At 37.5% G+C, this 26417-nt stretch carries 26 protein-coding genes and 2 pseudogenes; 12 read left to right on the forward strand and 16 right to left on the reverse strand.

Translation table 11 applies throughout. From position 1 onward, the window contains the following. Positions 1-276: 276 nt before the first annotated feature. From O1450_RS08635 to O1450_RS08685, 11 genes are all read right to left on the reverse strand, one after another. Positions 277-1260 carry a DNA polymerase III subunit delta' gene (locus O1450_RS08635; RefSeq protein ID WP_269228101.1) on the reverse strand — a complete coding sequence of 328 codons (984 nt, stop codon included), beginning with the start codon at positions 1258-1260 and terminating at the stop codon, positions 277-279. Between the two features lie 2 nt (positions 1261-1262). Further along, positions 1263-2024: a 3-deoxy-manno-octulosonate cytidylyltransferase gene (gene kdsB, locus O1450_RS08640; RefSeq protein ID WP_269228102.1), complete on the reverse strand. Its 762-nt coding sequence runs from the start codon at positions 2022-2024 to the stop codon at positions 1263-1265. 9 nt (positions 2025-2033) lie between these two features. Beyond that, positions 2034-3041, reverse strand: a complete 1008-nt coding sequence (gene lpxK, locus O1450_RS08645) for a tetraacyldisaccharide 4'-kinase (RefSeq protein WP_269228103.1) — start codon at positions 3039-3041, stop codon at positions 2034-2036. A gap of 2 nt (positions 3042-3043) precedes the next feature. Further along, complete coding sequence (gene msbA, locus O1450_RS08650; RefSeq protein WP_269228104.1) at positions 3044-4771, reverse strand: lipid A export permease/ATP-binding protein MsbA; 1728 nt, start codon at positions 4769-4771, stop codon at positions 3044-3046. After that, positions 4768-5196, reverse strand: coding sequence for an ExbD/TolR family protein (locus O1450_RS08655; RefSeq protein ID WP_005159883.1), 429 nt, complete (start codon positions 5194-5196; stop codon positions 4768-4770). Before O1450_RS08655 ends, msbA begins: the two co-directional genes overlap by 4 nt. A 14-nt stretch (positions 5197-5210) precedes the next feature. Continuing rightward, on the reverse strand, positions 5211-5840 hold the full coding sequence (locus O1450_RS08660; protein WP_050039989.1) for a MotA/TolQ/ExbB proton channel family protein: 630 nt from the start codon (positions 5838-5840) through the stop codon (positions 5211-5213). A gap of 47 nt (positions 5841-5887) precedes the next feature. Further along, positions 5888-6775 carry a ParB/RepB/Spo0J family partition protein gene (locus O1450_RS08665; protein WP_050039991.1) on the reverse strand — a complete coding sequence of 296 codons (888 nt, stop codon included), beginning with the start codon at positions 6773-6775 and terminating at the stop codon, positions 5888-5890. Further along, entirely contained in the window at positions 6772-7554 is a 783-nt protein-coding gene (locus tag O1450_RS08670; protein WP_005216479.1) for a ParA family protein, read from the reverse strand. The genes O1450_RS08665 and O1450_RS08670 overlap by 4 nt, the downstream gene beginning before the upstream one ends. 18 nt (positions 7555-7572) lie before the next feature. Continuing rightward, a complete protein-coding gene (rsmG, locus tag O1450_RS08675) occupies positions 7573-8208 on the reverse strand; it encodes a 16S rRNA (guanine(527)-N(7))-methyltransferase RsmG (protein WP_269228105.1) in 636 nt (211 codons plus the stop codon). Between the two features lie 175 nt (positions 8209-8383). After that, on the reverse strand, positions 8384-9073 hold the full coding sequence (murU, locus tag O1450_RS08680) for an N-acetylmuramate alpha-1-phosphate uridylyltransferase MurU (RefSeq protein WP_269228106.1): 690 nt from the start codon (positions 9071-9073) through the stop codon (positions 8384-8386). Further along, the gene (locus O1450_RS08685; protein WP_269228107.1) at positions 9073-10086 is read right to left on the reverse strand and encodes an aminoglycoside phosphotransferase family protein; all 1014 of its coding nucleotides are present in this window, start codon (positions 10084-10086) and stop codon (positions 9073-9075) included. The genes murU and O1450_RS08685 overlap by 1 nt, the downstream gene beginning before the upstream one ends. Positions 10087-10204: 118 nt before the next feature. Here O1450_RS08685 and O1450_RS08690 point away from each other — a divergent pair, with 118 nt between their 5' ends. Together O1450_RS08690 and O1450_RS08695 are read left to right on the forward strand one after the other, a co-directional pair. Next, entirely contained in the window at positions 10205-12670 is a 2466-nt protein-coding gene (locus O1450_RS08690; RefSeq protein ID WP_269228108.1) for an LPS-assembly protein LptD, read from the forward strand. Continuing rightward, the gene (locus O1450_RS08695; RefSeq protein ID WP_269228109.1) at positions 12670-13980 is read left to right on the forward strand and encodes a peptidylprolyl isomerase; all 1311 of its coding nucleotides are present in this window, start codon (positions 12670-12672) and stop codon (positions 13978-13980) included. The genes O1450_RS08690 and O1450_RS08695 overlap by 1 nt, the downstream gene beginning before the upstream one ends. Before the next feature lie 99 nt (positions 13981-14079). Here O1450_RS08695 and fba read toward each other — a convergent pair whose 3' ends face one another. The 3 genes from fba to O1450_RS08710 form a co-directional block, all read right to left on the reverse strand. Beyond that, entirely contained in the window at positions 14080-15117 is a 1038-nt protein-coding gene (gene fba, locus O1450_RS08700) for a class II fructose-bisphosphate aldolase (protein WP_004662410.1), read from the reverse strand. Positions 15118-15316: 199 nt separating this feature from the next. After that, positions 15317-16468, reverse strand: a complete 1152-nt coding sequence (gene rhlB, locus O1450_RS08705) for an ATP-dependent RNA helicase RhlB (RefSeq protein ID WP_004662412.1) — start codon at positions 16466-16468, stop codon at positions 15317-15319. A 101-nt stretch (positions 16469-16569) separates the two neighbouring features. Next, positions 16570-16782, reverse strand: coding sequence for a cold-shock protein (locus O1450_RS08710; RefSeq protein ID WP_004653893.1), 213 nt, complete (start codon positions 16780-16782; stop codon positions 16570-16572). A 646-nt stretch (positions 16783-17428) separates the two neighbouring features. On the opposite strand from O1450_RS08710, the gene O1450_RS08715 reads away from it, so the two are divergent. The 10 genes from O1450_RS08715 (at position 17429) to O1450_RS08760 (ending at position 24962) form a co-directional block, all read left to right on the forward strand. Next, the gene (locus O1450_RS08715; RefSeq protein ID WP_269228110.1) at positions 17429-17668 is read left to right on the forward strand and encodes a sulfurtransferase TusA family protein; all 240 of its coding nucleotides are present in this window, start codon (positions 17429-17431) and stop codon (positions 17666-17668) included. A 131-nt stretch (positions 17669-17799) separates the two neighbouring features. Beyond that, positions 17800-18669 (forward strand): RNA polymerase sigma factor RpoH, encoded by an 870-nt coding sequence (rpoH, locus tag O1450_RS08720; protein WP_004662417.1) that lies wholly within the window; start codon positions 17800-17802, stop codon positions 18667-18669. 105 nt (positions 18670-18774) lie between these two features. Continuing rightward, complete coding sequence (locus O1450_RS08725; protein WP_269228111.1) at positions 18775-19260, forward strand: hypothetical protein; 486 nt, start codon at positions 18775-18777, stop codon at positions 19258-19260. Positions 19261-19355: 95 nt separating this feature from the next. After that, the gene (locus O1450_RS08730; protein WP_269228112.1) at positions 19356-19721 is read left to right on the forward strand and encodes a DUF423 domain-containing protein; all 366 of its coding nucleotides are present in this window, start codon (positions 19356-19358) and stop codon (positions 19719-19721) included. Between the two features lie 9 nt (positions 19722-19730). Next, the gene (gene thiS / locus O1450_RS08735) at positions 19731-19928 is read left to right on the forward strand and encodes a sulfur carrier protein ThiS (protein WP_005187915.1); all 198 of its coding nucleotides are present in this window, start codon (positions 19731-19733) and stop codon (positions 19926-19928) included. Positions 19929-19951: 23 nt separating this feature from the next. Continuing rightward, positions 19952-20737, forward strand: coding sequence for a thiazole synthase (locus O1450_RS08740; RefSeq protein ID WP_004639328.1), 786 nt, complete (start codon positions 19952-19954; stop codon positions 20735-20737). Between the two features lie 424 nt (positions 20738-21161). After that, positions 21162-22361, forward strand: a complete 1200-nt coding sequence (sstT, locus tag O1450_RS08745; RefSeq protein WP_269228113.1) for a serine/threonine transporter SstT — start codon at positions 21162-21164, stop codon at positions 22359-22361. 9 nt (positions 22362-22370) lie between these two features. Next, positions 22371-23051, forward strand: coding sequence for a YoaK family protein (locus O1450_RS08750; protein WP_004662424.1), 681 nt, complete (start codon positions 22371-22373; stop codon positions 23049-23051). 3 nt (positions 23052-23054) lie between these two features. After that, on the forward strand, positions 23055-23594 hold the full coding sequence (locus O1450_RS08755) for a DUF2058 domain-containing protein (RefSeq protein WP_269228114.1): 540 nt from the start codon (positions 23055-23057) through the stop codon (positions 23592-23594). Positions 23595-23711: 117 nt separating this feature from the next. Beyond that, complete coding sequence (locus O1450_RS08760) at positions 23712-24962, forward strand: mechanosensitive ion channel family protein (protein ID WP_269228115.1); 1251 nt, start codon at positions 23712-23714, stop codon at positions 24960-24962. Between the two features lie 201 nt (positions 24963-25163). On the opposite strand, the pseudogene O1450_RS08765 reads toward O1450_RS08760, so the two are convergent. Beyond that, positions 25164-25287: pseudogene (locus tag O1450_RS08765) on the reverse strand (IS3 family transposase); the annotation flags it as partial. Between the two features lie 489 nt (positions 25288-25776). Beyond that, positions 25777-25971 (reverse strand): annotated as a pseudogene (locus tag O1450_RS08770) (hypothetical protein). Positions 25972-26417: the final 446 nt, after the last annotated feature.

Consider the following 26417-nt stretch of genomic DNA (forward strand, 5'->3'; position numbering starts at 1 on the left):
TTAAGCATATTTACATGCCTCTCAAATTCAATATTTTCTACCGTCAATTTAAAAAACTATAATTACTACTATTTTGATTATAGGAAACAATCCGACAAACAACAAATAATGTTTGAGGAAAACTGTTCGAAAACAAACAAAAATGGTTTTTATTTAAACAAATATAGCATTCGATGAATCACGATTTCAGAAGTGATCACCATAATGAAAGCAAATGCTTTTTGGCTATTACAAAAATCAAGCATTCAATCAACATAAAAGACTTAAATACCCTATCTAAACCACATGCATCAATTGAATAAACAACTGATCTAGTACCAATTGTGTTTGTACATTTTGCTCAACCATCAATTTTTTCTGTTGCAGGTCAGAATAAATTTGAAATAGGCTTTCCAAATCATAAAGTTGTGCAAGCTGTGTTAAATCTAAGTCTTTATTTCTCAAAAATTGATTTAATTTTATAGCGATCAAATCAGCTAATAAATATTCAAACATTGTCATAAATTCAGAGAAACTCAACTCTTTCGACCACTTGCTTGAATAACTTAAAGGCATATTCTTTTCTGTGACCAACTTAAACCAATCTTTCAAGAATAAATCTCTTTTATGCAACCAGTCACTCTGATTAATTTCAACGGCAGTCAATGGCATGCCATTTGCAAGATTAAGCAACAAATCAATGTGTTCAGCTGAAATATTCGGTATTTGCTGCTGAATAAATTTTTGTGCATTTTGGATATCTAAACGGTCTAAAGCGAAATGCTGCAAACGGCTTCGAATCGTTGCTGGTAATTTCAAATAATGATCAGCCAATAGAATCAGAATAACCCGTTCCCCAGGTTCTTCTAAAGTCTTTAGCAATGCATTTGCGGATGCTATATTCAAAGCCTCTGCTGGCTCAATCACAACGACTCGCCATCCATCACCAGTCTGCTGAACAAATGGCAATAAATCACGAATCTTTTCGATTTTTATCTTAGCATTTTGCTTTTTATTTTCTTCATCTGTGGTGATATGAACATAGCGAGGGTGTGTATTAGATTTCAACCAAAGACAACTTGTACATTCACCACAAGCTTGTTCGGCTTGTTTGTTTAGACATAAGACCCATGCCACAAAACGCTCAGTAAATTGATGTTTCGCACAGCCATGTTTACCATAAAAAAGTAAACCATGACCTATATCGGGAAAACGCGTTGTCAACAACGCCCATGTCTGCTTGTGCCAAGGATAAACGATTGTTGACTGCATACTCATCATAATTATTCAAATAAACTTACTGGTAGCGCATTTAAACGCTCTAGATCAGCTTGTGTATCTACACCCGGAGGCAGATTGGCTTCAGCAATATCAATCGCAATACGATGACCATTTTCTAATACGCGTAATTGTTCAAGACTTTCTAATTTTTCAAGATTGCCTTGCTCCCATGTTACATATTCTTGCAACAATTTCACACGATATGCATATAAACCCAGATGACGAAAAGCGCGATCATGCAGCTTTGGCTGCTGTAATTTTGCGCCATCACGATCATAAGGAATAGTTGCTCGACTAAAATATAATGCTTCTTTACGATTACTCATCACGACTTTGACGATACTATCGCGCTGGAATTCATCTAATGCGTGAATAGGCTCGCATAAAGTAGACATTGAACAATGCGGTTGATCAACTAAAAGCTGAGTAACTTGTTGAACCAATTGAGCAGGAAGTAAGGGTTCATCACCCTGTACATTGACAATAATATCATCTTGTGCCCAACCTTTGAGACGAGCGACTTCACTTAAACGATCTGTGCCTGACGGATGATCAGCACTGGTTAAAACCACATCAATCCCTTCAGCACGACAAACCTCAGCAATACGCTGATCATCTGTTGCAACACACAAATCATCAAAACCTGCAACTTTCTTTGCTTGATCTACGACACGTAAAATCATTGGACGACCATGAATAAGCAAAAGTGGTTTTGCAGGTAAACGCGAACTCGCAAAACGAGCAGGAATGACTATATGTTTCATGTTAGAACTCTAAGAAAATTGAATACCGACTTGTTGCAATTGTTGTTTCAATAAATCATAACAGTCTGCAGATAAAACCGCCTCAACAGGCACAACCCAAATCGGAATATTAAATTCTGGGTATTGTTTCAATAGAACCTTAAACTTTACCGCATCTTTTTCGGTGGTAATAATCGCATTTTGATTATTAAAAGTAAGATCACTGATTTGATAATCATGATGATCGGGGAACTCATGTGCCTGATACTGATTCACTTTTAACTGATTCAAGGTTTGATAAAACCGCTGTGGAAAGCCAATACCAACAACCACATTAAAATACTGGTTTGGATCAAATACATTTAGATCAGTATTTAAATTTAACAGATATGGCTGACCAATCGCTAAATGCATATTCCTTTGTGATTGAGCAATTTTAGTATGTTCAATAACCGTACTTCTATTTAAGCGTGATTTAGGCTCACGTAGATACCCTTCAGGCAGCAACTTTTCATTCCCTAAACCACGATTTTGATCTAGAACAATCCATTCAATTTGACGTGCTAACGCCCAGTGCTGCAAACCATCATCGCTAATAATTAAATCGAGTTTTTCAGATTTCAATAATAATTCAATGGATGCTTGACGGTTCGGCCCAACAGCCATCGACACATGAGTCGATTGAACAATCAGACAAGGTTCATCGCCTGCAACATCTGGCTCAGAAAGAACATTGACCAACAGTGGAAAAGGACCTTTGCCACCATAGCCACGACTAATTACACCGACACGAACACCTTGTTGCTGTAAATACTTGACCAGTTCAATTAACAGAGGTGTCTTTCCACTACCACCCACTGTAATATTCCCAATGATCATGACTGGAATAGGTGCTGTATAGCTTTTCTTAAAACCAACAGCATACAAGGTCTTATTTAACGAAAAAATTAAACGATACAATAATGATAAAGGGCGCAACACGATCAACCACGACGCTTTTTTATTCCAAGCATCTTGTACGTGTTGCGCAAGAGACATTATTAATTGTCCTCAAAATTACGTTGATGCAATTGATAATACACACCATGTTTATCTAGCAACTCAGTATGTGTACCCTGCTCGATAATTTGTCCTTTGTCCATTACCACAATAAGATCTGCATTTTCAACCGTAGATAAACGGTGTGCAATCACAATCGTCGTACGACCTTGCATCGCTTCTTCAAAAGCTTGTTGGATGAAGTATTCAGACTCATTATCAAGCGCACTGGTTGCTTCATCTAAAATTAAGATCGGAGAATCTTTCAAGATCGCTCTGGCAATCGCAATACGTTGACGCTGACCGCCTGAAAGATTTAAACCTTGCGCACCAAGTATTGTGTCGTAACCCTGTGGCAAATTCATAATAAAGTCATGCGCAAAAGCAGCTTTGGCAGCTGCAACTACCTGTTCATCACTTGAATCTTGAAGCTGACCATAAGCGATATTGTCACGCACTGAACGATTGAATAGCACAACCTGTTGATTGACTGTCGCAATTTGTGAGCGGAGATAAGAAAGTTCTATCTCTTGTACAGGAATATCATCAAAATAAATTTGCCCTTCACTTAATTCTTGAAAACGCGGCAGCATATTTACTAATGAGGTTTTCCCTGCACCAGATCGACCAACCAAAGCAATGGTCTGACCTGCTTTAATATCTAGACAAAAGTCCTTAATTGCATGCGTACCATCTGTATAACGCAGATTAGCATGATCAAATTTAATATTGCCTTTCAAAACTGGCTTAAGCTGACCATTATTTTCTTCTTCTGGCATGTCAAGCAGTTCAAATACCGAATGTGCTGCAGCCAAACCACGCTGAAGTTTTTCATTAATATCTGTTAAGTTCTTTACAGGTTTAGAAATTAAGCCAGCAGCTGTAATGAATGAAATAAACTCACCCGCGGAGGTATCGCCGAAAACCTGTGGACGTAACGCAAGCCAAAGAATGATAGCCATTGCCATTGATAATAAAAGCTGAATGATCGGGCTATTAATATTTTGCACCACAACCATTTTTAAGCCACGACGAAGATTTTCCTCGGAAGATTTATAAAAACGTTGCTGTTCAAAAACCTCACCCGTAAAACTCTTAACTACCGAGTTTCCATTAATCGTTTCTTGTACCACATGGTTTACATCGCCCATCGTGTTTTGCACTTGAATTGACAACTTACGCATTTTCTTAGATGCGATTCTGACCAATATCCCAATAAATGGCATAAAAACAACGATACATAGAGTTAATCGCCAGTTGGTATAGAGTAAATAACTCAATAAACCGACAACAATCAAACCATCTTTAACCAAGGTCTGTAAAGATTCAGATGAAGCCGCAGTTAACTGCTCGACGTTATACATCAACTTTGCGCTGATATGACCTGCACTGTTATCAAGATAATATTGCGCTGGCAATCTTAATAGTTTTGCATAAACTTCCTGACGGATGCTAAAGACTAAACTGCGTGAAATAACCGCAGAAAAGTATCCACCTAAGAACAAGCCAAGACCACGGAAAAACATAAGTAAGACAATTAAGGCAGGGAACCAATCTAAATTTGCGCGACTACCATTTTGGATTGCATCAATAATATATTTGAGCAACTTAGCAACGGAGACCTCTGTCGCTGCGTTGATTCCAAAACCAAGTAATACAAATAAGGCAACACCCCAATAAGATTTTAAATAACCTAATAGGCGTACATAAACCTTAAAATCCTGACTCACTCAGTAAAACCTCTAGTTGGAACTTTGGTGCTAATATTTACGTTAACAAAGCCAAGTTGACCTGCCACATCCATTACACGAATCACATCTTCATGTTTTGCTTTTGCATCAGCTGCAATAATAAACATAAAATCACGACGATCCTGTGCAGCCTGTTTAATCGCAGTACTGAGATCGGCACTATCTTTTGTTGATAATGCTTGACCATTCACAGAATAATGCCCTGTCGAGTCTACCATGATTTCAATTTTATGATCGAATTGTTTAGGCGGAACACCTTGGGCATCAGGTAAAGTTAGATTTATACGGCTTTGCTGACTAAAAGTCGTAGAAAGTAATAAAAACACCAAAATAAATAACATACAGTCAATCATTGGTGTCAAATTGATATGAATATCTTCGACTTGAGAACGTTTAAATTTCATAATGTCACCTATGCTCAGCTTGCACGGCGATGTTCTTGCACATGAGGTGCTTTTTTGTAGAAAAGTGCAGCATGGAATAATGTTGATTGTTGTTCTAACTCAGCAATATACTCATGTACTACACGTTGAAAATAACGATAAGCAATCATTGCTGGAATCGCTATCAGCATACCTACAGCCGTGGTAATCAATGCTTTAGAGATACCAGGCATCATCATACTTGCATTTCCAGCAGAACCGATATCAATCACTAAAAACGATTCAATAATACCCAATACCGTTCCTAACAAACCAAGCAAGGGTGCAATCGCGCTCAATGTACCTAAAAAGTTAATATTTTTTTCTAGATAGCTAATTTCTTGGGAAGCTGTTGCTTCCATTTGTGCGCGCGCAAACTGCTCACCTTGATCTTGATGATCATAACCAGCTTTTAAAATACGACCTAACGGACTTTTTACAACGTCATCTTGCTCTAAATGTGAAATAACATTGTCCACATTTGAGCCTTGAACCAGTAATGCTTGAGGTAAAACTTGTGACCGTCTTAAGCGAATATATCGCTCAATTGTAATAGCAACCGTAAAAATTGATGAGAGAATAAGCGGTAGCATTAACCAACCACCCGCTTTCACAAGTTCCCACATATTATTCCCCAATAATATTTAAAATATAAAAGGACGCACCTTAAATATTAGTTAGGTAAACAAATATTTAAAATTCCATCCAACTCATCCAATGAGTGATAATGAATGACCATTTTTCCTTTACCTTTTTGATTATGGTCAATTTTCACATTTGCTCCAAAACGTTCCGATAGTTTCTGAGTCAATTGTTCAATATCAGGAGAAACCTGCACCTTTTCCTTTTCAGGCTTTGGTTCACTCCACTCACGTACTAACTGTTCAGTCTGACGCACTGACAATGCTTTTTCAATTACGATTTTAGCAACATCCATTTGCTCTTTTGCTTTTAAGGTCAGAATGGCGCGAGCATGCCCCATATCCAATTGACCTTGTTGCATTAAGTCTTTAATTGGATCAGCCAAACTTAATAACCGCAATAAGTTACTCACCGTAGTACGAGCCTTACCTACTGTATCCGCGATTTCTTGATGACTTAAACCGAATTCGTCATGGAAACGCTGTAAAGCCACGGCCTGATCAATTGGATTGAGATCTTGTCGCTGAATGTTTTCAATTAACGCCAATGCGATTGCGACTTGGTCATTTAAGTCACGTACAATTGCCGGAATTTCAGCCAAACCTGCTAATTGGGCAGCACGCCAGCGACGCTCACCCGCAATAATTTCATAAGGGTGTTGTTCATCGTCCACTGGACGAATCACAATCGGTTGCATTACGCCATGCTTCTCAATTGATGAAGCAAGTTCTTGTAAATCTTGTTCCTGAATAAAACGGCGTGGCTGATATTCACCACGTTTCAGTAAATTGACATCAATTTGCTTGAGTTGACCATGATCCAAAGCCTGTGCTTCAAGTTGCAATTTTTCTTTTTGAATTGAACCCAATAGTGCATCTAAACCACGACCTTTAGCCAATCCGCGTTTTTTGATGCTCATACAGCACTTCCTTTTTTCACTTTACTTTTCTTCAACATTTCTGCAGCTAAATTCAAATACGCAACTGCACCTTTTGAGCTTTTTTCAAAATAAATCACTGGTAAGCCATGTGCTGGCGCTTCAGCCAAGCGAATATTCCGAGGGATCACCGTTTCGTATAGTTTTTTACCAAAATATTGCTCTAACTCAGCAGATACATCACGAGTTAAAGCATTACGAGCATCATACATCGTACGTAACACCCCGACAATTTCCAAGTTTGGATTCAGGGCTTTTTGTATACGATCAATTGTTTGTGTCAAATCTGCCAAACCTTCCAAAGCATAATACTCACACTGCATTGGAATAATTACACCATTGACCGCAGCCAAAGCATTCACAGTAATCAAACTCAGGCTTGGTGCACAATCTACAATAATATAATCAAATGCTGAATCTACTTCTTGTAACGCATTTTTGAGAATAAACTCTCGCCCTTCTTGCTCGGCAATTGCAAGTTCCACACCCGCAAGCTCTCGGTTTGCACCTAGAACTTTATAACCAACTTCAGCTTTTTGAATCGCCGTTTCAATTGGCACCTCACCCAACAACACATCTGTAATCGAGTAAAGTAAATCATTCTTTTGAACGCCAGACCCCATAGTGGCATTACCTTGAGAATCCATATCAACCAATAAGACACGTTTCTTCAAAATCGCCAAAGAAGCAGCAAGATTAACGGCTGTTGTGGTTTTTCCCACGCCACCTTTTTGGTTTGCAATCGCAATAATTTGAGCCATGATTACCCTTAATATTTTTTATTGAATTCGTTGAAGTAAAAGTAAATGACGTTGTTCATCTAATCGTGGTACACGCAGCTCTATTACTTTGCATGAATACTGGTCTTTCATCTGTTCCATTTCATCAACTGGAATCAAGCCCTTCATTGCCGCAATAATACTTTGCTCATGCATATAAGGTTGCGCCGCATCTACAAAATCAGTTAATGAAGCAAATGCTCGACTTGTAATGACATCAAACTGACCAAGTTCACCAATCGTGTCTTCATTTTCTACACGTGTTTGAACTGCAACAACATTATTCAATTTTAAATCGGCAATAAATTGCTTAAGAAAACGAATTTTTTTTCCATTTGAATCTAACAATACACACGAACGTTCTGGTTGGCATAATGCAATGATCATACCGGGCATTCCACCACCCGTACCAACATCTAATAAACGTCCTTGTGGCAAATCATTTAAAATACTTAAGCTATCTAATAAATGTTTAACCAGCATTTCTTTCGGGTCACGAATCGCTGTCAGGTTATATGCTTTATTCCATAGCACGAGAGCATCTTGATATTTCAATAAGAGTGTTAGCGCTTCCTCACTTAGGTTTAAACCTAAAGCCTGACTACCTTGCTTTAATTCTTGAAAAAAAGGATGCATAACAGTGCGACATCTCGATAAACTTGCCGTGCAGTATACCGATTTCTGATGCAAGGCACAGTAGGACTTGTTGAACGATTATGCAGTTAAACATTTTCAAACATGATAAACTGCACAATCTATTCAGTTTTTTGTCTTTCCTTAGACAAATTTAAGATAAATAAGAAATAACCTATTACGAAAACTTATTTTGCTTAATTTGTTGATCTAGCTGCTCCAAACGTTCAGGTGTACCAACATCCACCCAAATCCCTTGTAATTTTTCAGCTGACACTTGTTGTTGTTGCATCGCTTGCTTTAACAATGGCGCTAGAGGTCTTTTACCATTTTCCAAACCATTAAACATTTGCGGGGATAATACTGCAACACCACTATAAGTTAAGGCTTCACCTATTTGTTCTTGCTCAAAAGTATGGGCCAAATTATTAGACAAGATAAAATCACCTTTCTGGTGCTGAGGTGGATTTTCAACCAAAACTAAGTGTGCTTGCTTATCTCCCAAATGGACATTTAACAATGACGAAAAATCCATCGTGGTCCAAACATCACCATTCACCAAAATAAAGGGCTCATCACCCAATAGTGGTAGTGCATTGATAATACCACCTGCGGTTTCAAGTCCTTCACCTTCATGCGACCATAAAATCGTCACACCGAATTGAGAGCCATCCCCTAAAGTAGTTGCCAGTTTTTCACCCAACCAAGCGGTATTGATGACAATCTCTGTAACACCAATCTTTTGCAATTTTTCAATATGCCAAACAATTAGTGGCTTCCCCCCCACTTCAAGCAAAGGTTTTGGTGTATGTAAGGTTAGAGGACGCATGCGATTCCCTAGCCCTGCAGCAAGAATCATCGCTTTCATTATGCTGCAACCTCATAATCGCCATATTTTTCAGTAAATTTAGGCATGACCACTTCACGGATAAACTGCATAAAGTCATTCAATTCATCGTAAGCTTGACTTTCTTCAAGTAAGTACCACATCACACGTGGTAAATCTTTTAAATAGCCCGATTTGCCATCACGCTCAAACAGACGAACAAAGATACCTAGAATTTTGAGATGGCGTTGAATTGCCATCAAATCTGCATCTCGCTTGAATTGCTCGAAACTTCGGTTTTCTTTCGCTACAGCTGGTAATAAGTTATAGAACACCTCAAACCATTCGTAGACACGCTCAGCATTCCACTGTACATAAGCATCGCGTGTAATTGAGATCAGATCATAGGTATCTGCACCAATGACGGCATCTTGGAAGTCGATCACTCCTAATGCTTGCTCGTTTTCTATTTTCATCAAGTTACGACTATGAAAATCACGATGCACAATGACTTGCGGCTGATGTGTCGCCTCAACAGCTAAAAAGTCAAAAGCTTGTTCAATCGTTTCTAACTGTTGCTCTGTAGGATGAATATCTAATGAAGGCAACATCCATTCGGTTAGCAAACGCATCTCTGTCATTAATTTTTCATAAGAATATGCAGGCAGTTGTTCAAGACCGTCGATTTGTTGTAATTCAATCAACTGCTCAAAGCTTTGTGCATAGTATTGGTCAACAGTTTCATCTGTTAGTAACGTTGAAAGTACGACATCACCAAAGTCTTCCAACAACAACAAACCGAGTGATAAATCTTTGGCAACAATATGCGGTACACGCACACCATTTTGATCAAAGAACTCATCAATCTCTACAAATGGGACGCAATCTTCTTTTTCAGGTGGCGCATCCATGAGCATATATGTTTTGTTTTGTAACTTAATTCGAGCATAGCGACGAAAGCTCGCATCTCCAGCCAAAAAATTGATCTCAAATTGATCGGTTTGGAGAGTAGCTTGAAGCCAAGTTTGTATCAATTGTTCGCGTTGTGTATTCATTTGCAATAAAATCTAAAACTAGCTGAGATTTTGAAAGCTTAAGTGTAGCCACTTATCAACTTTTTCTCTATGATGCGACAATAATTAATTGTGAATTAGCGTACTGGTTAATGAGACAATGAAACATCAGTTTAAATTTAATCCTTTAGCAACAGCTATTTTGACACTCTTGTGTGGCGGCTCGATCCAATCAGGTTTCGCAGCTCCAGCTGATGCTGTCTCTACGCTTGACAATAAACAGCTGAAAGCCACTATCCAAAAAAACCAAGATCAAGACAGTTATCCTGGTGAAAAATTTTTTCAGCAATATTATGTCGACAAATCTGCACCAGAAGCACAATTACGAGACAATCGTTATTTAAGCTCTTCTTTTTGTCAGGGAACATGGGTCACACCAATTAATCCCGAAACAAAGGCAAGTAATTCCAATACAACGACTTCAGTGATTACCGCTGATTATGGGCATTACAACCCAACTGGCGATTCTGTTTTACAAGGCAATGTCGTGATTGATCAAGAAGGTCGCACAATTCGTGCAGATCAAGTTACGATTGATTCAACCCAGACGCACGCCTCTGCTCAAGGTCGAGTACAGCTTGCTCAATCAGGTCTACTCACTCAAAGTGACGCAATAAATTATAATTTAAAAACTCAAACAGGTGATTTGAACAATAGTTTTTATATTTCTGAACAGCAACATGCCCACGGACATGCAAGCCAGATTAAACGACAGAATGAAAATCTAGTTGTTTTAAAAGATGCAAGTTATACCGCTTGCCCTCCTGAACAAAAACCAGCTTGGAAAATCCAAGCTAAACAAATTGAACTTGACCAAGCAACTGGTCGCGGCGTGACTCGCGGAACAAAACTGTATGTAAAAGACGTGCCTGTTTTAGCTGTGCCATATTTCAATTTTCCAATTGATGACCGTCGTACCACTGGTTTATTAAGTCCAAATTTTGGTTATAGTAACGAAGGTGGCGTCCAACTGACGGCACCCGTATACCTTAACCTTGCACCAAATTATGATCTTACACTCACACCAAGTTATATGAGCAAACGCGGCGCAAAATTAGATGCCGAATTCCGTTATATGACTGAAAATTTTGGTTCTGGACGTATTTGGGGTGGATATTTACCAAACGACAACCATTACGAAGATAAAGATCGAAGTGATTTGCATTTTCTTCATGATTGGAAAATCAATAACCAATGGTCAACCAACTTAGAGTACAACTACGCCTCTGATAAAGATTACTTCGCAGACTTTAATAACAACCCAAACACGCGAACAGATCTTAACTTACGTCGCGCATGGGAACTTAATTATCGCAATGGTATTCCTGGACTTAAAGCTCAATTAAAGGTTGAAGACTTTCAAACGCTAGATCAAAGTATCAAAGATGCAGATAAGCCTTATGCACGACTTCCACAGTTTTTATTAAATTATGTAGGCGGGAATCCTCAAGGCTTTCAATATGAGTTTAATAATGACACTGCTTATTTTAAGAAATCAATCACTGATGGCTCTGCCTTAGAGTCAAGTGGTACACGTATTTATAACCAATTTGCCGTTCGCTATAACTATCTGACCCCATCTTGGTTTTATGCTATTCCAGAAATATCTGTTAGAAGCATTAATACTTTTTATGATCAAGACTCTAAAGAAGGTCGCGGTCTTTCTATATCGGATGATTTAGAAAAATCTGTTACCGTACCTCAATTTAGTTTTGCAACAGGCATTACTTTCGAAAAAGAAGGTAAATATTTGCAGAGTATTTCCCCTCGTGCGTTTTATGCCTATTCTCCTTATAAAAAACAAGATGATCATCCTAACTTTGATTCCACCACTGCATCAATTAATTACGATCAACTTTTCAACCCTTATCGATTCTATGGACACGACCGCTTAGATGACAATAACTTCTTATCACTGGGTGTAACTTATAGCCTATTAGATACAGAGGGTTTAGAACGTATTAAAGCAAGTATTGGGCAAAGCTATTATTTTAGTGACCGACGTGTAACATTAAATCAACAACCAGATGAGTTCGATACACAGCGCCGTACGGGTCCAATTGTAAGTGTTTCAAGTCAACTCAATCAAAACTTTACCATCGCTGCAAATTCTGCATGGATGTCAAATGGCGACAATGCTCAACGTGACTTCCAAGCCTACTATGCTGGAGAAAAAGGCAACTTATACAATATAGGTTATTTCTATCGTAGCAATATTCCAGATCGTCAAAGTTCATACGACCAAGCTGTTGCATCGTTTATACAACCAATAAAAGATAATTGGCGTATTATGGGTCACGCTCAATATGACTTAGATAATAGTTTAATGCGAGAATACTTACTTGGTGTGAATTATGAATCCTGCTGTTGGGCAATTTCAGTTTATGGCAGATCTTACTACAATGATTTAGATAATCCAAACTCACCAGATGTTCATAGAAAACGTGCTGTTATGGCTGAGGTAACACTTAAAGGTTTAGGTGCACTCAACAATAAGCTTGCCTCTCTTCTTGAAAATAGAGTTTTAGGTTTCAACAAAATTAATCAATCTTGGACACAACGTTAATGAAGATAAAATCTTTCCAACATATCTTTAAAGCGACTGTTCTCGCTACACTTATTTCTTCATCAATGCAAAGCTTTGCGCAACCTACGGATGAGGTTGTTGCAATAGTTGATAGTAGTGTTATCCTTAAAAGTGATTTAGAACAAGGGATTGCAGAAACAGAACATCAGTTAAAAGCACAAAATAAAACTGTGCCACCCCAACAGTATTTACAAATGCAAGTGCTTGATCAGCTCATTATCCGTCAGGCCCAATTAGAACAGGTCAAACGTTTTGGCATTAAAGCTGATGAAAAAAGTTTAAATGCTGCGGTCTTAAAAATTGCAAATCAATCAGGTGCTAATACACTAGAAGCATTCCAACAAAAATTGGACGCGATTGCACCAGATACTTATGAAAATTTACGAAATAGGATTGCTGAAGATTTAGCAATTGCTCGTTTACGCCAACAACAAGTCATGTCTCGTATTAAAATCAGTGATCATGATGTTGAAAACTTTTTAAATTCACCAGAAGGCCAAGCTGCACTTGGCACACAAGTTCATGTGATTCACATGCGTATTTCTGGTGAGAATAGCGAAGAAGTTAAAAAAGTTGCACAAGAAGTCAAACAAGCACTTGCAACTAGTGATGATCCTAAAGCGATTAGCGCCAAGCTTGCAACCAGTGCAATCAAGGTTGATGGTGCTGATATGGGATTCAGAGCACTATCAGACATTCCTACTGAACTTGCAGCACGCATAACACCATTACAAACTGGTCAGACCACAGAACTGATCAATGTCCGCGATGGCATTCATGTTTTAAAACTTTTAGAACGCAAACAAAATGATCAAAAAGCACTGGTATCACAATATAAAACTCGACATATTTTGATTCAACCATCTGAAGTTGTCAGCTTAGATCGTGCGAAACAAATGATTGATAGTCTTTATAACCGTGCGAAGGCAGGCGAAGATTTTGCAACCCTCGCTGCAACCTATTCTAATGATACTGGTTCAGCACGTGATGGTGGCAGTTTAGGATGGGTAAGTCCTGGTGTTATGGTGCCTGAGTTTGAACAAGTCATGAAAGAAACACCAGTTGGGCAAATCAGTAAGCCTTTCCAAAGTCAGTTTGGTTGGCACATTTTACAAGTGACTGATACTCGCCAACAAGATATGACCAAAGAAGTTCAAGAGCGCATGGCTCGCCAAATTTTAGGTGAGCGTTTGTTTGATACTGAAGTAGACAGTTGGATGCGTGAACTGCGTGCTAATGCTTATGTTGAAATTAAAGATGCAAATCTAGACACGAAAGCACCGAAATAATCCAAGTTCAAACTGCCGGCTATCGTAAGCAGTTTTACTTTAAATATATTCAAAATAAAAATAGCGGCAATTGCCGCTATTTTTTAGATTACAAATTAATTATTTGTAACGATCAACCATTTTCTCTAAAGAAATTGGGCGGATCTTATCTGCATTACCTGATGTACCAAATGAATTATAACGATCTACACAGATTTGCTTCATTGCTTCAACTGTTTCACCAAAGAATTTACGTGGATCAAATTCACTTGGTTTTTCAGCCATCATACGACGCATCGCACCAGTAGATGCCAAACGCAAATCGGTATCAATATTAATCTTACGCACACCATGTTTGATTGCTTCTACAAGCTGCTCAACAGGCACACCATAAGTTTCTTTAATATCACCACCATATTGGTTAATCACTGCCAACCATTCTTGTGGTACAGAGCTTGAACCATGCATTACTAGATGCGTATTTGGTAACGCAGCATGAATTTCTTTAATACGGTCAATTGCCAAGATATCGCCTGTAGGTGGACGCGTAAACTTGTACGCACCGTGTGAAGTACCTACAGCAATCGCCAAAGCATCTACATTCGTATCAGCAACGAATTGAGTCGCTTCTTCAACAGAAGTAAGCAGTTGAGAATGATCGAGTACGCCTTCTGCACCGACACCATCTTCTTCACCAGCCATACCAGTTTCAAGGCTACCTAAGCAACCAATCTCACCTTCAACTGAAACACCACACGCATGCGCCATTGCGACAACACGACGAGTAACATCAACATTATAGTCATATGATGTTGGAGTCTTACCATCAGCACCCAATGAACCATCCATCATCACTGAGCTAAAGCCCAATTGAATAGAACGTTGACAAACATCAGGACTCGTCCCGTGATCTTGGTGCATTACCACAGGAATATGTGGCCATTCTTCAATAGCTGCCAAAATCAGATGACGTAAGAAAGGTGCACCTGCGTATTTACGTGCACCTGCCGAAGCTTGCACAATAACAGGTGAATTCGTTGCATCAGCAGCGAGCATAATTGCACGCATTTGTTCTAAATTGTTTACGTTAAACGCTGGTACGCCGTAGTTATGTTCTGCAGCGTGATCCAAGAGCTGGCGCATTGAGATGAGTGCCATAATATCCTCCCAGGTAATGCGCCATATTCTACATGTTGATTTACTTCAATTCAGCAACTAATCACTGGATTTCCGCAAAAATCATGAATCTTTTGTGTAATTTAGCAAATGAAAGCCTTTAAAAATAAAAAAAGACTAAATTAAGAAAAATTTAGTCTTTTTTAAATATTATCTAAATATCAGAAAATCTTGTTTAGTCTTAACAATATCCATCTAAACGCGTTAAAGGTAACTTTTTACCAATCGCTTTTTCAATTTCTGGCAAATAGAAAGCATCATCTTCAGATAAGAAACTAATACTAACACCTTGAGCACCAGCACGACCTGTACGACCAATTCGATGTACATAATCATCAGACTGCTCTGGCAAAGTAAAATTCACCACATGTGACACGCCGTCAACGTGAATACCACGACCAGCAACGTCTGTTGCGATCATAATATTATGCTTACCTTGTTTGAACTGGTCGAGCATCTTCAATCGTTTATCTTGAGCGATTTCACCAGATAACATACCGACTTTATAACCATCACGCTTTAAGTGATCATATAAACGACGCACTTGATCTCGACGATTTGCGAAAATCATAACTTTATCAATTGGTTCATCACGCAAAATTTCTTGCAATAATTTGTACTTATCTTGTTTCGCAACCACATAAACACGCTGCTCCACATCATTATTGGTTTTTTGCTCAGGCTCAATCTCAACCGTTACAGGTTCAAATAGCCACTGACGAGCAAGATTAAGTACATCATAGCTAAAAGTTGCAGAAAACATTAAAGTTTGACGTTGTTCTTTGAAGGGTGAGTAACGCACAATCCGTTTTACCGATGGAATAAAACCCATATCTAATAAACGATCGGCTTCATCAATCACAAGGAATTCGATCTTATCCAACCAAACTTCTTTTTGCTCGACAAAATCAATTAAACGACCAGGCGTTGCAACGATAATATCAACAAAATTACTATCCAACATTTTCTTTTGCTTATCAAAATCCACACCACCAAGTAGAGTGACAAGATGTAAGTTTGAAAATTTTGTTAAAGCTTGAGCATCACTCTCTATCTGTAGTGCTAACTCACGTGTAGGAGCCAGAATCAGCGCACGTGGTTCGCCACGAAACCGTTGTTCTTGTAGCGGATTATTTAATAGATCATTGATCACACTAATCAAAAAGGCTGCTGTTTTACCTGTACCAGTTTGCGCTCGACCAATGGCATCATGCCCTGCTAATGTATATTTCAAAACCTTTTGTTGAATTGGGGTCATTTGTGTAAAACCCAAAGCATCAATTGCTTTCTTCAACTGCGGATGTAAATTTAAGGTTTCAAAACCAGATGTCATATATGCTCTCGAACCATCAATGATCAAAAGAAAGTGGCCATTATAAACAAAAACGCCCCAAATAACATTGGGGCGTTTTTATATTGCGTTAAAGCAACAAATTAGTCTAAAGGCTGAACGTTTTCAGCTTGGAAACCTTTTTGTCCTTGAACTACGCTGAATTCAACGCGTTGGCCGTCACGTAAAGAACGGTGACCGTCACCCATAATTGCGCGGAAATGAACGAATACGTCATCACCGCCATTACGTTGAATAAAACCAAAGCCTTTAGTGTCATTAAACCACTTTACTACGCCTTGTTCACGAGCTGTCATAAGTCAATCCTCAGATATTGAAAGATAAGGACCTTCCGGTGTTGCAAACAGCAGAGCCAACAAGGTTTTAAAATATTTATAATTTCAAAGCTTGTAATCATTCTGTAAAACTATCAACAATTTCCGGTTACATCCATTTGTTATAGGTTTTTTAACGATTTTATCGTATAGCATACATCCTAAAACGCATCGAGCTTAACATGGGTTTATGATAATTAATAGGTTTATTTTCAGTTATTTCAAATAACTTCATCCGTTTTTTTCAATAATTTAGCGGTTTTTTAATGATTTTTTTTACTATAAAAATAAGAGAATCTACATCTAAAAATTGAGCAGAAATTTTAATAAAAACCAGCCAAAATATGCACAAAAAAACAAACAATGTTAGCAATCACCTTTCCCAAGAATACCATCTAAAACCATTTCAACAACAAGCTTAATAATAATGATTATCGGTTATAACGCTCTACCCAAAATACTCTTGAACAACCAGAATTAACAAACACTTAGATTACTCGCATTTAACTCACCAATCCCCTAAAGTAAACCACCTCTAAGAACACTCAAGCTAAAATAATTCATAATAGTCAGCCTTCCTTCTACAGAATTTGTTAAAATAATTCTGAATTTAGCTGCTTAAATCACTATGACTCAGATACCGAATTCTCCTGAAATTATTAATGCGTTAGGACAACCTTGTCCTATGCCACTGCTCATGCTAAAGCGTGCTTTAAAGAAAGCTGAAGGTTCGAAACAATATTTATTAAAATCCTCAGATCCTCATAGTGAAATTGATGTAACACGATATTGCCAAATTCAGCAACTTCAATGCCAGACACAAAAAATTTCAGAGAATGAGTTTCACTATTTAATTGAATCTATGTAATTCTTTGATAAACTCTAGCTAAAGATAAACTAGATAACTTTACATTTTTATACTCAAATTTCCTTAGTGATGAAGAACATTCGCATTAAGATGAAATTGTTGACTTAAATACCATCCTATAAGGAGACTCCATGACTACTGACAGCAGCAATCAATTGATGCCCCTGTCATTGTCTGCGCCAGGCGTAAACCTTGGTGCATATATCAGTACTGTCAATCAAATTCCAATTCTAACGGCCGAGCAAGAAAAAGAACTTGCTGAGCGTTATTATTATGACCAAGATCTTGATGCTGCCAAACTATTGGTAATGTCACACCTACGTTTTGTCGTACATATTGCACGTAGCTATGCAGGTTACGGATTGCCACAAGGCGATCTTATTCAAGAAGGTAACCTTGGATTAATGAAAGCGGTCAAACGCTTCGATCCAAATATGGGTGTTCGCTTAGTTTCTTTTGCAGTGCACTGGATTAAAGCCGAAATACATGAATATGTGATTCGTAACTGGCGTATTGTCAAAATCGCAACGACAAAAGCACAACGTAAATTATTCTTTAACTTACGTAGTCTTAAAAAATCAAGCAAACGACTTACGTTGGAAGAAGCGAAATCAATTGCCAATGATTTGAATGTCACACCAGAGCAAGTGCTCGAAATGGAAGGTCGCCTAACCGCTTATGATGCTGCTTTTGAAGCTCAAGGTGATGATGATGACGATACTCCACATACAGCTCCTGCACTTTATCTTGAAGATAATCGCTACGACCCAGCTCGGTTGATTGAAGAAGAAGATTATGAAGAACAAAGTAGTTCTGCCTTACACGAGGCAATGGAACAGCTTGATGATCGATCTCGTAATATCTTGCAACGTCGGTGGTTAGATGATGATAAATCGACTTTGCATGAATTGGCCGCAGAATATAACGTTTCAGCAGAACGTATTCGACAGCTTGAAAAAAATGCAATGGAAAAAATCAAAACAGCAATGTCTGCGAGTTAATTGAGTCAGGCTCATTATGACTAAAAATATAATGAGCCTGATCACATAAATTTTTAAATAAAAAATATAAGACCTCAGAGACAATCTAAAGGTTTAAAGCAAATTATGTTTATTTTATCAAATGAAAGAACATCGGATAATCCTGAATGCTTTGGACAATACAAAGCATACTTAACTCAGCACAAAAATATTTTCCCATCAAAAGCCTATTCACTTGCAACTTCTGAGTGGTATGGCAATTTTAATGACCCGCGTTGTCCACATGATGCTTGGTTAGAAAATATTAAAATTGAAGAAAGAAACTCGGGAGATCGACAAGAAAATCGTTATATAACGATTACCATTCGACTGCTTGGAGCTTATCATGATGGTTTTATTGAATTGATATACCCACAAGTATTTAATTATCAACTTAACTGCAACCATGGAATTCAGGGTCATAGAGATTGGAGATATGATGAATTGCGTATCAATGATCAAGGACATTTGATTCATGAAATAGAATGGTACGATCTCAATGAATCTAGTCGATGGTTAATTGAAGCATCCGATATTGAATATAGATGGATCAGCAAGGGAGAAATTACTTAATCATTCCCCCAAGTTAGTTTGCATAATATGATCGACTATGAAAAAATAGCACTCCAATCTTCAAAAATTTTTTAATTTCATTCAGGTACGATGCCATGTGGATTGGAATTGCTGCAATCAATCTTGCTATTGCAGTTATGTTGGGTGCTTTCGGTGCTCATGGACTCAAATCTTTTGCAACCCTAGAACAACTCGCTTGGTGGGGTACAGCCACCCAATACTTTTTCTATCATGCGCTTGGCTTACTAATTTTAGGTGTTCTGCATAAAACCACACCTACTTTCCCAATAAAAATTCCTTTTATTTTGATGCAAATTGGTATCATATTTTTCTGCGGTTCGTTATACATTATGGCGCTCGGCCTACCGCGCATTTTAGGTGCGATTACACCGATTGGCGGTGCGTTTATGATAGCGGGCTGGCTGTTACTCGCATGGCAAGCAATCAAGCATGCGAAATAAGGATTGATCATGCACATCTATTTAAATGGCGAGTCACTCGACACGCCTTGTGAAAACCTACAGCAATTGATTCAAAGCTTGGCGCTTGAAGGCAAACGCTTCGCTGTAGAAAAGAACCAACAGATTATTCCGAAAAGTAGACTTGAGCAAACAGCTATTGCTCCTGAAGATCGTATTGAAATTATTCAAGCTGTTGGTGGCGGCTAATCGGCTAAAAATGGAGTAAGCCCATGCAAGATTCCCCTTTAATTATTGGTTCACGTACTTTCCAATCTCGTTTATTGGTCGGAACTGGTAAATATAAAGATCTCAATGAAACTGATTTAGCTATTCAAGCCAGTGGTGCTGAAATTGTGACCGTTGCAATTCGTCGAGTAAACATCGGTCAACATGCCGATCAGCCGAATTTGCTTTCAGTGATTCCACCTGAGAAGTACACAATCTTGCCAAATACCGCAGGTTGTTTTGATGCCGATAGCGCGATTCGTACCTGTATGCTGGCACGTGAACTGCTTGATGGTCACAATCTGGTGAAGTTAGAAGTACTTGGTGATGAAAAAACTTTATATCCAAATGTGACCGCGACGCTTAAAGCCGCGCAAACCTTGATCGATGATGGTTTTGAGATCATGGTCTATACCTCGGATGATCCGATTGTCGCTCAAGAACTTGAAAGCATGGGTTGTGTAGCAATCATGCCTTTGGGTAGTTTGATTGGTTCTGGCCTTGGCATTTTGAATCCACATACCATTTCAATCATCAAAGAAAATGCCAAAGTTCCTGTGTTAGTCGATGCAGGTGTTGGTACTGCCAGTGATGCGGCGATTGCAATGGAACTCGGTTGTGACGGCGTATTAATGAATACAGCAATTGCTGCTGCTCAAAATCCAATTTTGATGGCTTCTGCCATGAAAAAAGCGGTTGAAGCAGGTCGTGAAGCATTCTTAGCAGGTCGTATGCCTCGTAAACGTATGGCGAATGCAAGTTCACCAGAAACTGGATATTTCTTTAAGTAAGAGAAAGAAGGGACTAATAAGTCCCTACTCTATATTTGTATTAATCACTATTTGCTTAATGCAATAATGATATGGATAAGACCAAATTCTTTAAAAACTACTCATTTGTACAATAATTTTTGAGATAAAATGATTTATTGTTCCTTGAATTATCAATAAGTTAACAATCTAAATTTTAAACAGCAGCTAGAAGAATACTGCCTTTTCACTTATAGTTTTTAGTAAAACCATAAAGATAAGATCTTTTTTTACACAAAAAGATTCTGTATATTTGAATAAAATACTTTTAAAAACATTATTTTAATTTTTATGGTATTTTTAAAGTAATTCGTTCATCAAAAAAATTTAAAAAAATACAGTGCTTAGGTATAGAATACGGCGCTTGTTTAACCTTAAACCACATATAGGTTTATAAGGCTTTTATATGTTTAATGTATTGTCTCGCTTGAGCTTAGTCAGCAAAATTATTATTGCTATTTTTTTAGGGATTGGCGTAGCTTTGCTTTTTCCTAACTTTACACCTTATTTGAGTTTATTAGGTGAATTGTTTATTAAAGCATTAAAGTCGGTTGCCCCGATTCTTGTTTTTGTTTTAGTGCTTGCTTCGATTGCAAATTTCAAAGTTGGGCAAAACTCAAACTTAAAACCTGTTATGATTTTGTATGTGGTTGGAATGCTACTCGCAGCATTTAGTGCTGTTGTAGCAAGTATTGCTTTTCCAAGTCAGCTATTTCTTAATTTATCAACTCAACCAGCTCTTCAAGCGCCTGGTAGTTTGGCAGAAATTTTAAAGAACTTATTATTAAGCTTTATTGCCAATCCTATACAAGCGATTAGTGAAGCCAACTTTATTGGTATTTTGGCTTGGGCAATCGGCTTAGGTTTAGCATTACGTCATAGTTCTGAGACTACCAAACAAGTGCTTACTGATGTGGCTGATGCTGTAAATCAAATTATTCACACCGTGATTGGTTTTGCCCCTGTGGGAATTTTTGGCTTAGTCGCAGTCACATTTGCAGATGCAGGTTTAGCAACTTTATCTAGCTATGCACATTTGTTAATTGTACTGATAGGAACAATGCTTTTTGTTGCATTAGTGATAAATCCAATTTTAGTCGCATTAACGATGCGAGCAAACCCTTACCCATTAGTGTTTAAATGTTTAAAAGAAAGTGGAATTACGGCATTTTTCACACGTAGTTCTGCTGCCAATATTCCTGTTAATCTCGATTTAGCGCAACGCTTAGGTGTAAACGAAGCAACCGCAAGTGTATCTATTCCGCTTGGAGCAACAGTCAACATGGCGGGTGCAGCGGTTACAATTACCGTATTAACGCTTGCTACTGTTCATACATTGGGTATTCATGTTGATCTAAGCACAATGATTATTCTTTCAGTCGTTGCAACCGTTTCAGCATGCGGTGCATCAGGTGTTGCAGGTGGTTCATTACTGCTCATCCCTGTTGCTTGTAGTTTATTTGGTATATCATCTGAAATTGCGATGCAAGTAGTTGCGATTGGTATGATTATCAGTGTATTACAGGATTCGACTGAAACTGCGCTGAACTCGTCAACTGACGTTTTATTTACTGCTGCTGTAGATTTCCGAAACCGAAAAAACTAGTAGATTGTTATGCCCTTACAGCGTTTACCAAACTGGATTCAACTTGGTGCTTTTTTACTCGCACTAAATGCTGGTATGGTTAACGTATTAGGGCTATTTACTGTTCTACATCAATCAGTTTCACACATGACCGGCAACGTCAGCATGCTGGCAATGAGTTTGCTAGAATGGCAACCAGAGCATTTTATTTATCTCAGTTTAGTAGTTTTATGCTTCGTGATTGGATCGTTTTACAGCGGTCTCATTCTTGGAGATAGCAATGTCTCTTTTGGCCATCATTACGGTTTCCCACTTAGTTTAGTTGCTGCATTTCTATTTTTAACTTGGCTTTTGTTACCTTACTTCCCGCGCTATGGTTTGTTGTGGGCATGTGTCGCCATGGGCGTACAAAATGCGATGGTCAGTCACTATAAAGGTGCAATTATCCGTACAACACATTTATCAGGTGTTTTAACGGATATTGGTTTAACCTTAGGTTATAAAGTTCGTGGTCTAAAAATTGAAAATAGGCGTATTTTTTTACACTTGCTCATCTTTCTAGGATTTTTTATAGGTGGGCTTATTGCGAGTTTGCTTTATCCTTATTTAAAATTACAAACTTTCCTAATACCAGCAAGTTTAAGTCTGACTATGAGTATAGCTTACTGGGTAATTTACTTTCGCTCTTCATCAAACTCGAATTCGGATTGAATTATGGTTAAAAATGCATTACAAGCTCAGTTACTCAAAGCGGGTTTGGTCGACAATAAAAAAGCCAAAAAATTAACCAAACAGGTGCAACATGAACAACGCACTGGACAACATGATGATACCTCATTAAAAGCTGAAATCGATCGAGTGAATCAAGAGAAATTAGCCAAAGACCAAGCACTGAATTTAGAAAAACAAAAGGTTTTAGAAGAAAAGGCGCTTAAAGCTTCAATTATTCAAATGATCAAGCAACATAAAATTTTGCAAACAGAGGGCGATGTTACCTATCAATTCATTGATGAGGGGAAAATTAAAAAGGTTTATCTTTCACAACAAGTTTATAATGCGTTAGTGACGGGTTCTTTAGTTATTGCTAAAGATCAAGATAAATATGCTTATCTCCCCAAAGCTCTTGCAGAAAAAATTGATCAAAAAATGCAAGGATTTATTCTGGTTAACAATAATACTGAGAAAAATGATCAAGCAACTGATGAAGAAGACCCATACGCAGCTTATGTCATTCCAGATGATTTAATGTGGTAAATCACACCTCATTAATGTAATACAACCTTACAGATCGTATTCAAAATGTGATCAACTTATCATAAGTACTTTTAACGCCTTACAATTAATAAAGTGAAAATTGTAAGGTGTTTTGATTTGAATTATTTAAGTTTTATTAGCGAAATTAGAAGTGAATTAAGCCAATACCCTTGGTTAGAAATGCTCATTTCATTCGCAATTTTGATTTTTCTAGCGGTTTTAGCAAATTTTATTGCCAAAAGAATTATTGTCCGTGGTATCCGCCATATCATTACTAAGCTTAAGTCACCCCACCAATCAATTTTTGCCCAACACAGCGTTACACGTCGATTTGCAAATATCGTTCCTGCGATAGTCATCATGAATGGAATCAGTGCAGTTCCCCATCTTCCATTAAAAGTAATTACATTAATACAAATGGGAACACAGGCATTTATTTTTCTCACGCTCGCTTTATCAATTAGTGAAGCACTGAATATTTTTAACTTAGTGTATCAACGCAATCCAAAATCGAGAAATAAACCAATCAAAGGTTATTTACAGCTGATCAAACTGATTTTATTCGTTGTCTGTGGTCTTATGATTTTAGGTACTTTTCTTAAAAAAGATGTCTTTACTTTACTCGCAGGCTTCGGTGCAATGGCAGCAGTTCTCATGCTAGTCTTCCAAAATACGATCTTGTCTTTAGTCGCAAGTGTACAAATTGCCTCTTATGATATGGTTCGTATAGGAGACTGGATTGAGATGCCCTCTTTAAATGCAGATGGCGACGTGATTGATATGTCTCTGCATACAGTGACTGTACAAAATTTCGATAAAACACTAACCACCATTCCAACCAACAAACTTGTCACCGATACATTTAGAAACTGGCGTGGTATGAGTAATTCTGGCTGCCGTCGTATTAAACGTTCGATATTTCTTGATCAAAGTAGTGTTCACTTTATGACTGATAGTGAACAGCGAAAATTAAAAGATTTTTTACTTTTAGACCATTATCTTGATGCAAAGCAAGATGAAATTAATAAGTTTAATGATCATCTAAGTAATCAATCAGAATACAACCAACGACGTTTAACCAATGTAGGAACATTCCGTGCTTATGTAGAGTTTTATTTACGCCAGCATCAAGGTATTGCACAAAATCAAACTATTTTAGTTCGTCAACTACAACCCACTAGTGAAGGTCTACCTTTAGAAATTTATGCATTTACAAATACGACAGCATGGGCATCTTACGAAGCGATTCAATCTGATATCTTCGATCATTTTATTGCAATTATTCCTGAATTTGGTTTGAGAATTTATCAAGCACCATCAGGATATGATTTTAAAACCTATTTGTCTGTTAAAGATTTTCAAATCTAATGCGAACTAAGCTTTAAGGCTTTACATTTTTTAATACTAAAGCCTTAAAGTATTTAAATAGAAAAAACTTTAAACCTAATTTCCCAAAATTTTCTATGAAATCCTAAAATGTGTAGATAATACAGTTTTATTCTTATCAGTTGAGTGTCTAAAAAATTTTTGCAATAAACTAAGATAAGGAATCAGAAAGTACACATGCGCTTTATCTATGGTTGAATAAGCCACACCTAATTTATGAGCGATTGCAGCTATAGGCTCGTGGAAGTTTGAAAAGTAGATAATCAATTGCTTGCTGTTTAAATTCAGGACTAAAACGTTTAGCCATTTCTTTGACCCCCAAAGATTGGAGTAACATTATCTTTAGAGGGACATGCTGTCCATTATTTTGGCTAGGATCAAATTGCTGAAGAATTTCCACAAAAATTCTTCAGCTAAATTTTTTTATCTATTCCAATTCAACAGATTTATATTGAATTCTGATGCAAGTAGATAAGATGCCGTCATCAAAGCGAATGAAACAGCAATCAGAAGCGCATCCGTTGACGAAGTTCCAATCAATAAAAATACCAAACCAGTAATAAACAGCATACAAACTATTAAATTCCCTATGATCTTAAACATTTCTTATCCAAATTGTGAATTTCATCACAATTATCTATTTTTTTAATAACTATTACCAACACCAACCATCGCTTGATTATGACCGTTCATCAAACAATGTAAATTCTCAAATAGGACTTAGATTGTTTAAAATAGTAAAAAAGCCCATTGGCATGGGCTTTTTAAATAGTGACTTTAATTATTCATGTATGTATCAATGAATGCTTAACTCATCGTCTTTAGCAATTACGACTGAGGTAAGAATTGGAATACCTAAAATCACAGGAACCACAATAATCCACAAATCTGTGGTTAATTTGCTTGAGAAGAAGAACTAAATAACGACAGCAACCAAGATAAGTACTGAAAGGAGGACAGCCATAAAGCGAATCGCAAATTTAAGAAGCATTTCTAATCCTATGTGATTGTAATGGTTAATTTGAGTATACGCCTTGTATCACGTTGCATGCATTGAATTTTCACTATAAAAGCTGTATTTCAAATGAATTTTTAAATAATTGTCTAGCGTCTTACTCTTCGCCTATGAGACAAATAGAACTTTAAGTGAGTACACTCCTCTCCATTACCAACCCGTAGCCTGCTCACTGATCGATTCGATTTCTCATCTTTTGTATCAAAACCAGCTCATCCAACATACATCTAAGATGTCTATCAGTTTTATATCCTAAATACTTGTAGCGAAAAAACAGAAATTTTCTATCCTACTGATTGTTATTTTAATATAAAAATTAGATATCATTCTCAGTTTCTATAAAAAATTAGATAATATCCCTAAGTTTTAAATATTATTAAACACCTTTCACATTAATTTAATATAGTTAACTTATTATAACT

It is taken from the genome of Acinetobacter sp. TR11 (assembly GCF_027105035.1).
GTDB lineage: Bacteria > Pseudomonadota > Gammaproteobacteria > Pseudomonadales > Moraxellaceae > Acinetobacter.

Bases quoted from the DNA above. Each gene is read 5' to 3' on its own strand.
- O1450_RS08635 (WP_269228101.1), bottom strand. From the start codon at position 1,260: ATGATGAGTATGCAGTCAACAATCGTTTATCCTTGGCACAAGCAGACA.
- kdsB (WP_269228102.1), bottom strand. From the start codon at position 2,024: ATGAAACATATAGTCATTCCTGCTCGTTTTGCGAGTTCGCGTTTACCT.
- lpxK (WP_269228103.1), bottom strand. From the start codon at position 3,041: ATGTCTCTTGCGCAACACGTACAAGATGCTTGGAATAAAAAAGCGTCG.
- O1450_RS08655 (WP_005159883.1), bottom strand. From the start codon at position 5,196: ATGAAATTTAAACGTTCTCAAGTCGAAGATATTCATATCAATTTGACA.
- O1450_RS08660 (WP_050039989.1), bottom strand. From the start codon at position 5,840: ATGTGGGAACTTGTGAAAGCGGGTGGTTGGTTAATGCTACCGCTTATT.
- O1450_RS08665 (WP_050039991.1), bottom strand. From the start codon at position 6,775: ATGAGCATCAAAAAACGCGGATTGGCTAAAGGTCGTGGTTTAGATGCA.
- O1450_RS08670 (WP_005216479.1), bottom strand. From the start codon at position 7,554: ATGGCTCAAATTATTGCGATTGCAAACCAAAAAGGTGGCGTGGGAAAA.
- rsmG (WP_269228105.1), bottom strand. From the start codon at position 8,208: ATGCATCCTTTTTTTCAAGAATTAAAGCAAGGTAGTCAGGCTTTAGGT.
- murU (WP_269228106.1), bottom strand. From the start codon at position 9,073: ATGAAAGCGATGATTCTTGCTGCAGGGCTAGGGAATCGCATGCGTCCT.
- O1450_RS08685 (WP_269228107.1), bottom strand. From the start codon at position 10,086: ATGAATACACAACGCGAACAATTGATACAAACTTGGCTTCAAGCTACT.
- O1450_RS08690 (WP_269228108.1), top strand. From the start codon at position 10,205: ATGAAACATCAGTTTAAATTTAATCCTTTAGCAACAGCTATTTTGACA.
- O1450_RS08695 (WP_269228109.1), top strand. From the start codon at position 12,670: ATGAAGATAAAATCTTTCCAACATATCTTTAAAGCGACTGTTCTCGCT.
- fba (WP_004662410.1), bottom strand. From the start codon at position 15,117: ATGGCACTCATCTCAATGCGCCAGCTCTTGGATCACGCTGCAGAACAT.
- rhlB (WP_004662412.1), bottom strand. From the start codon at position 16,468: ATGACATCTGGTTTTGAAACCTTAAATTTACATCCGCAGTTGAAGAAA.
- O1450_RS08710 (WP_004653893.1), bottom strand. From the start codon at position 16,782: ATGACAGCTCGTGAACAAGGCGTAGTAAAGTGGTTTAATGACACTAAA.
- O1450_RS08715 (WP_269228110.1), top strand. From the start codon at position 17,429: ATGACTCAGATACCGAATTCTCCTGAAATTATTAATGCGTTAGGACAA.
- rpoH (WP_004662417.1), top strand. From the start codon at position 17,800: ATGACTACTGACAGCAGCAATCAATTGATGCCCCTGTCATTGTCTGCG.
- O1450_RS08725 (WP_269228111.1), top strand. From the start codon at position 18,775: ATGTTTATTTTATCAAATGAAAGAACATCGGATAATCCTGAATGCTTT.
- O1450_RS08730 (WP_269228112.1), top strand. From the start codon at position 19,356: ATGTGGATTGGAATTGCTGCAATCAATCTTGCTATTGCAGTTATGTTG.
- thiS (WP_005187915.1), top strand. From the start codon at position 19,731: ATGCACATCTATTTAAATGGCGAGTCACTCGACACGCCTTGTGAAAAC.
- O1450_RS08740 (WP_004639328.1), top strand. From the start codon at position 19,952: ATGCAAGATTCCCCTTTAATTATTGGTTCACGTACTTTCCAATCTCGT.
- sstT (WP_269228113.1), top strand. From the start codon at position 21,162: ATGTTTAATGTATTGTCTCGCTTGAGCTTAGTCAGCAAAATTATTATT.
- O1450_RS08750 (WP_004662424.1), top strand. From the start codon at position 22,371: ATGCCCTTACAGCGTTTACCAAACTGGATTCAACTTGGTGCTTTTTTA.
- O1450_RS08755 (WP_269228114.1), top strand. From the start codon at position 23,055: ATGGTTAAAAATGCATTACAAGCTCAGTTACTCAAAGCGGGTTTGGTC.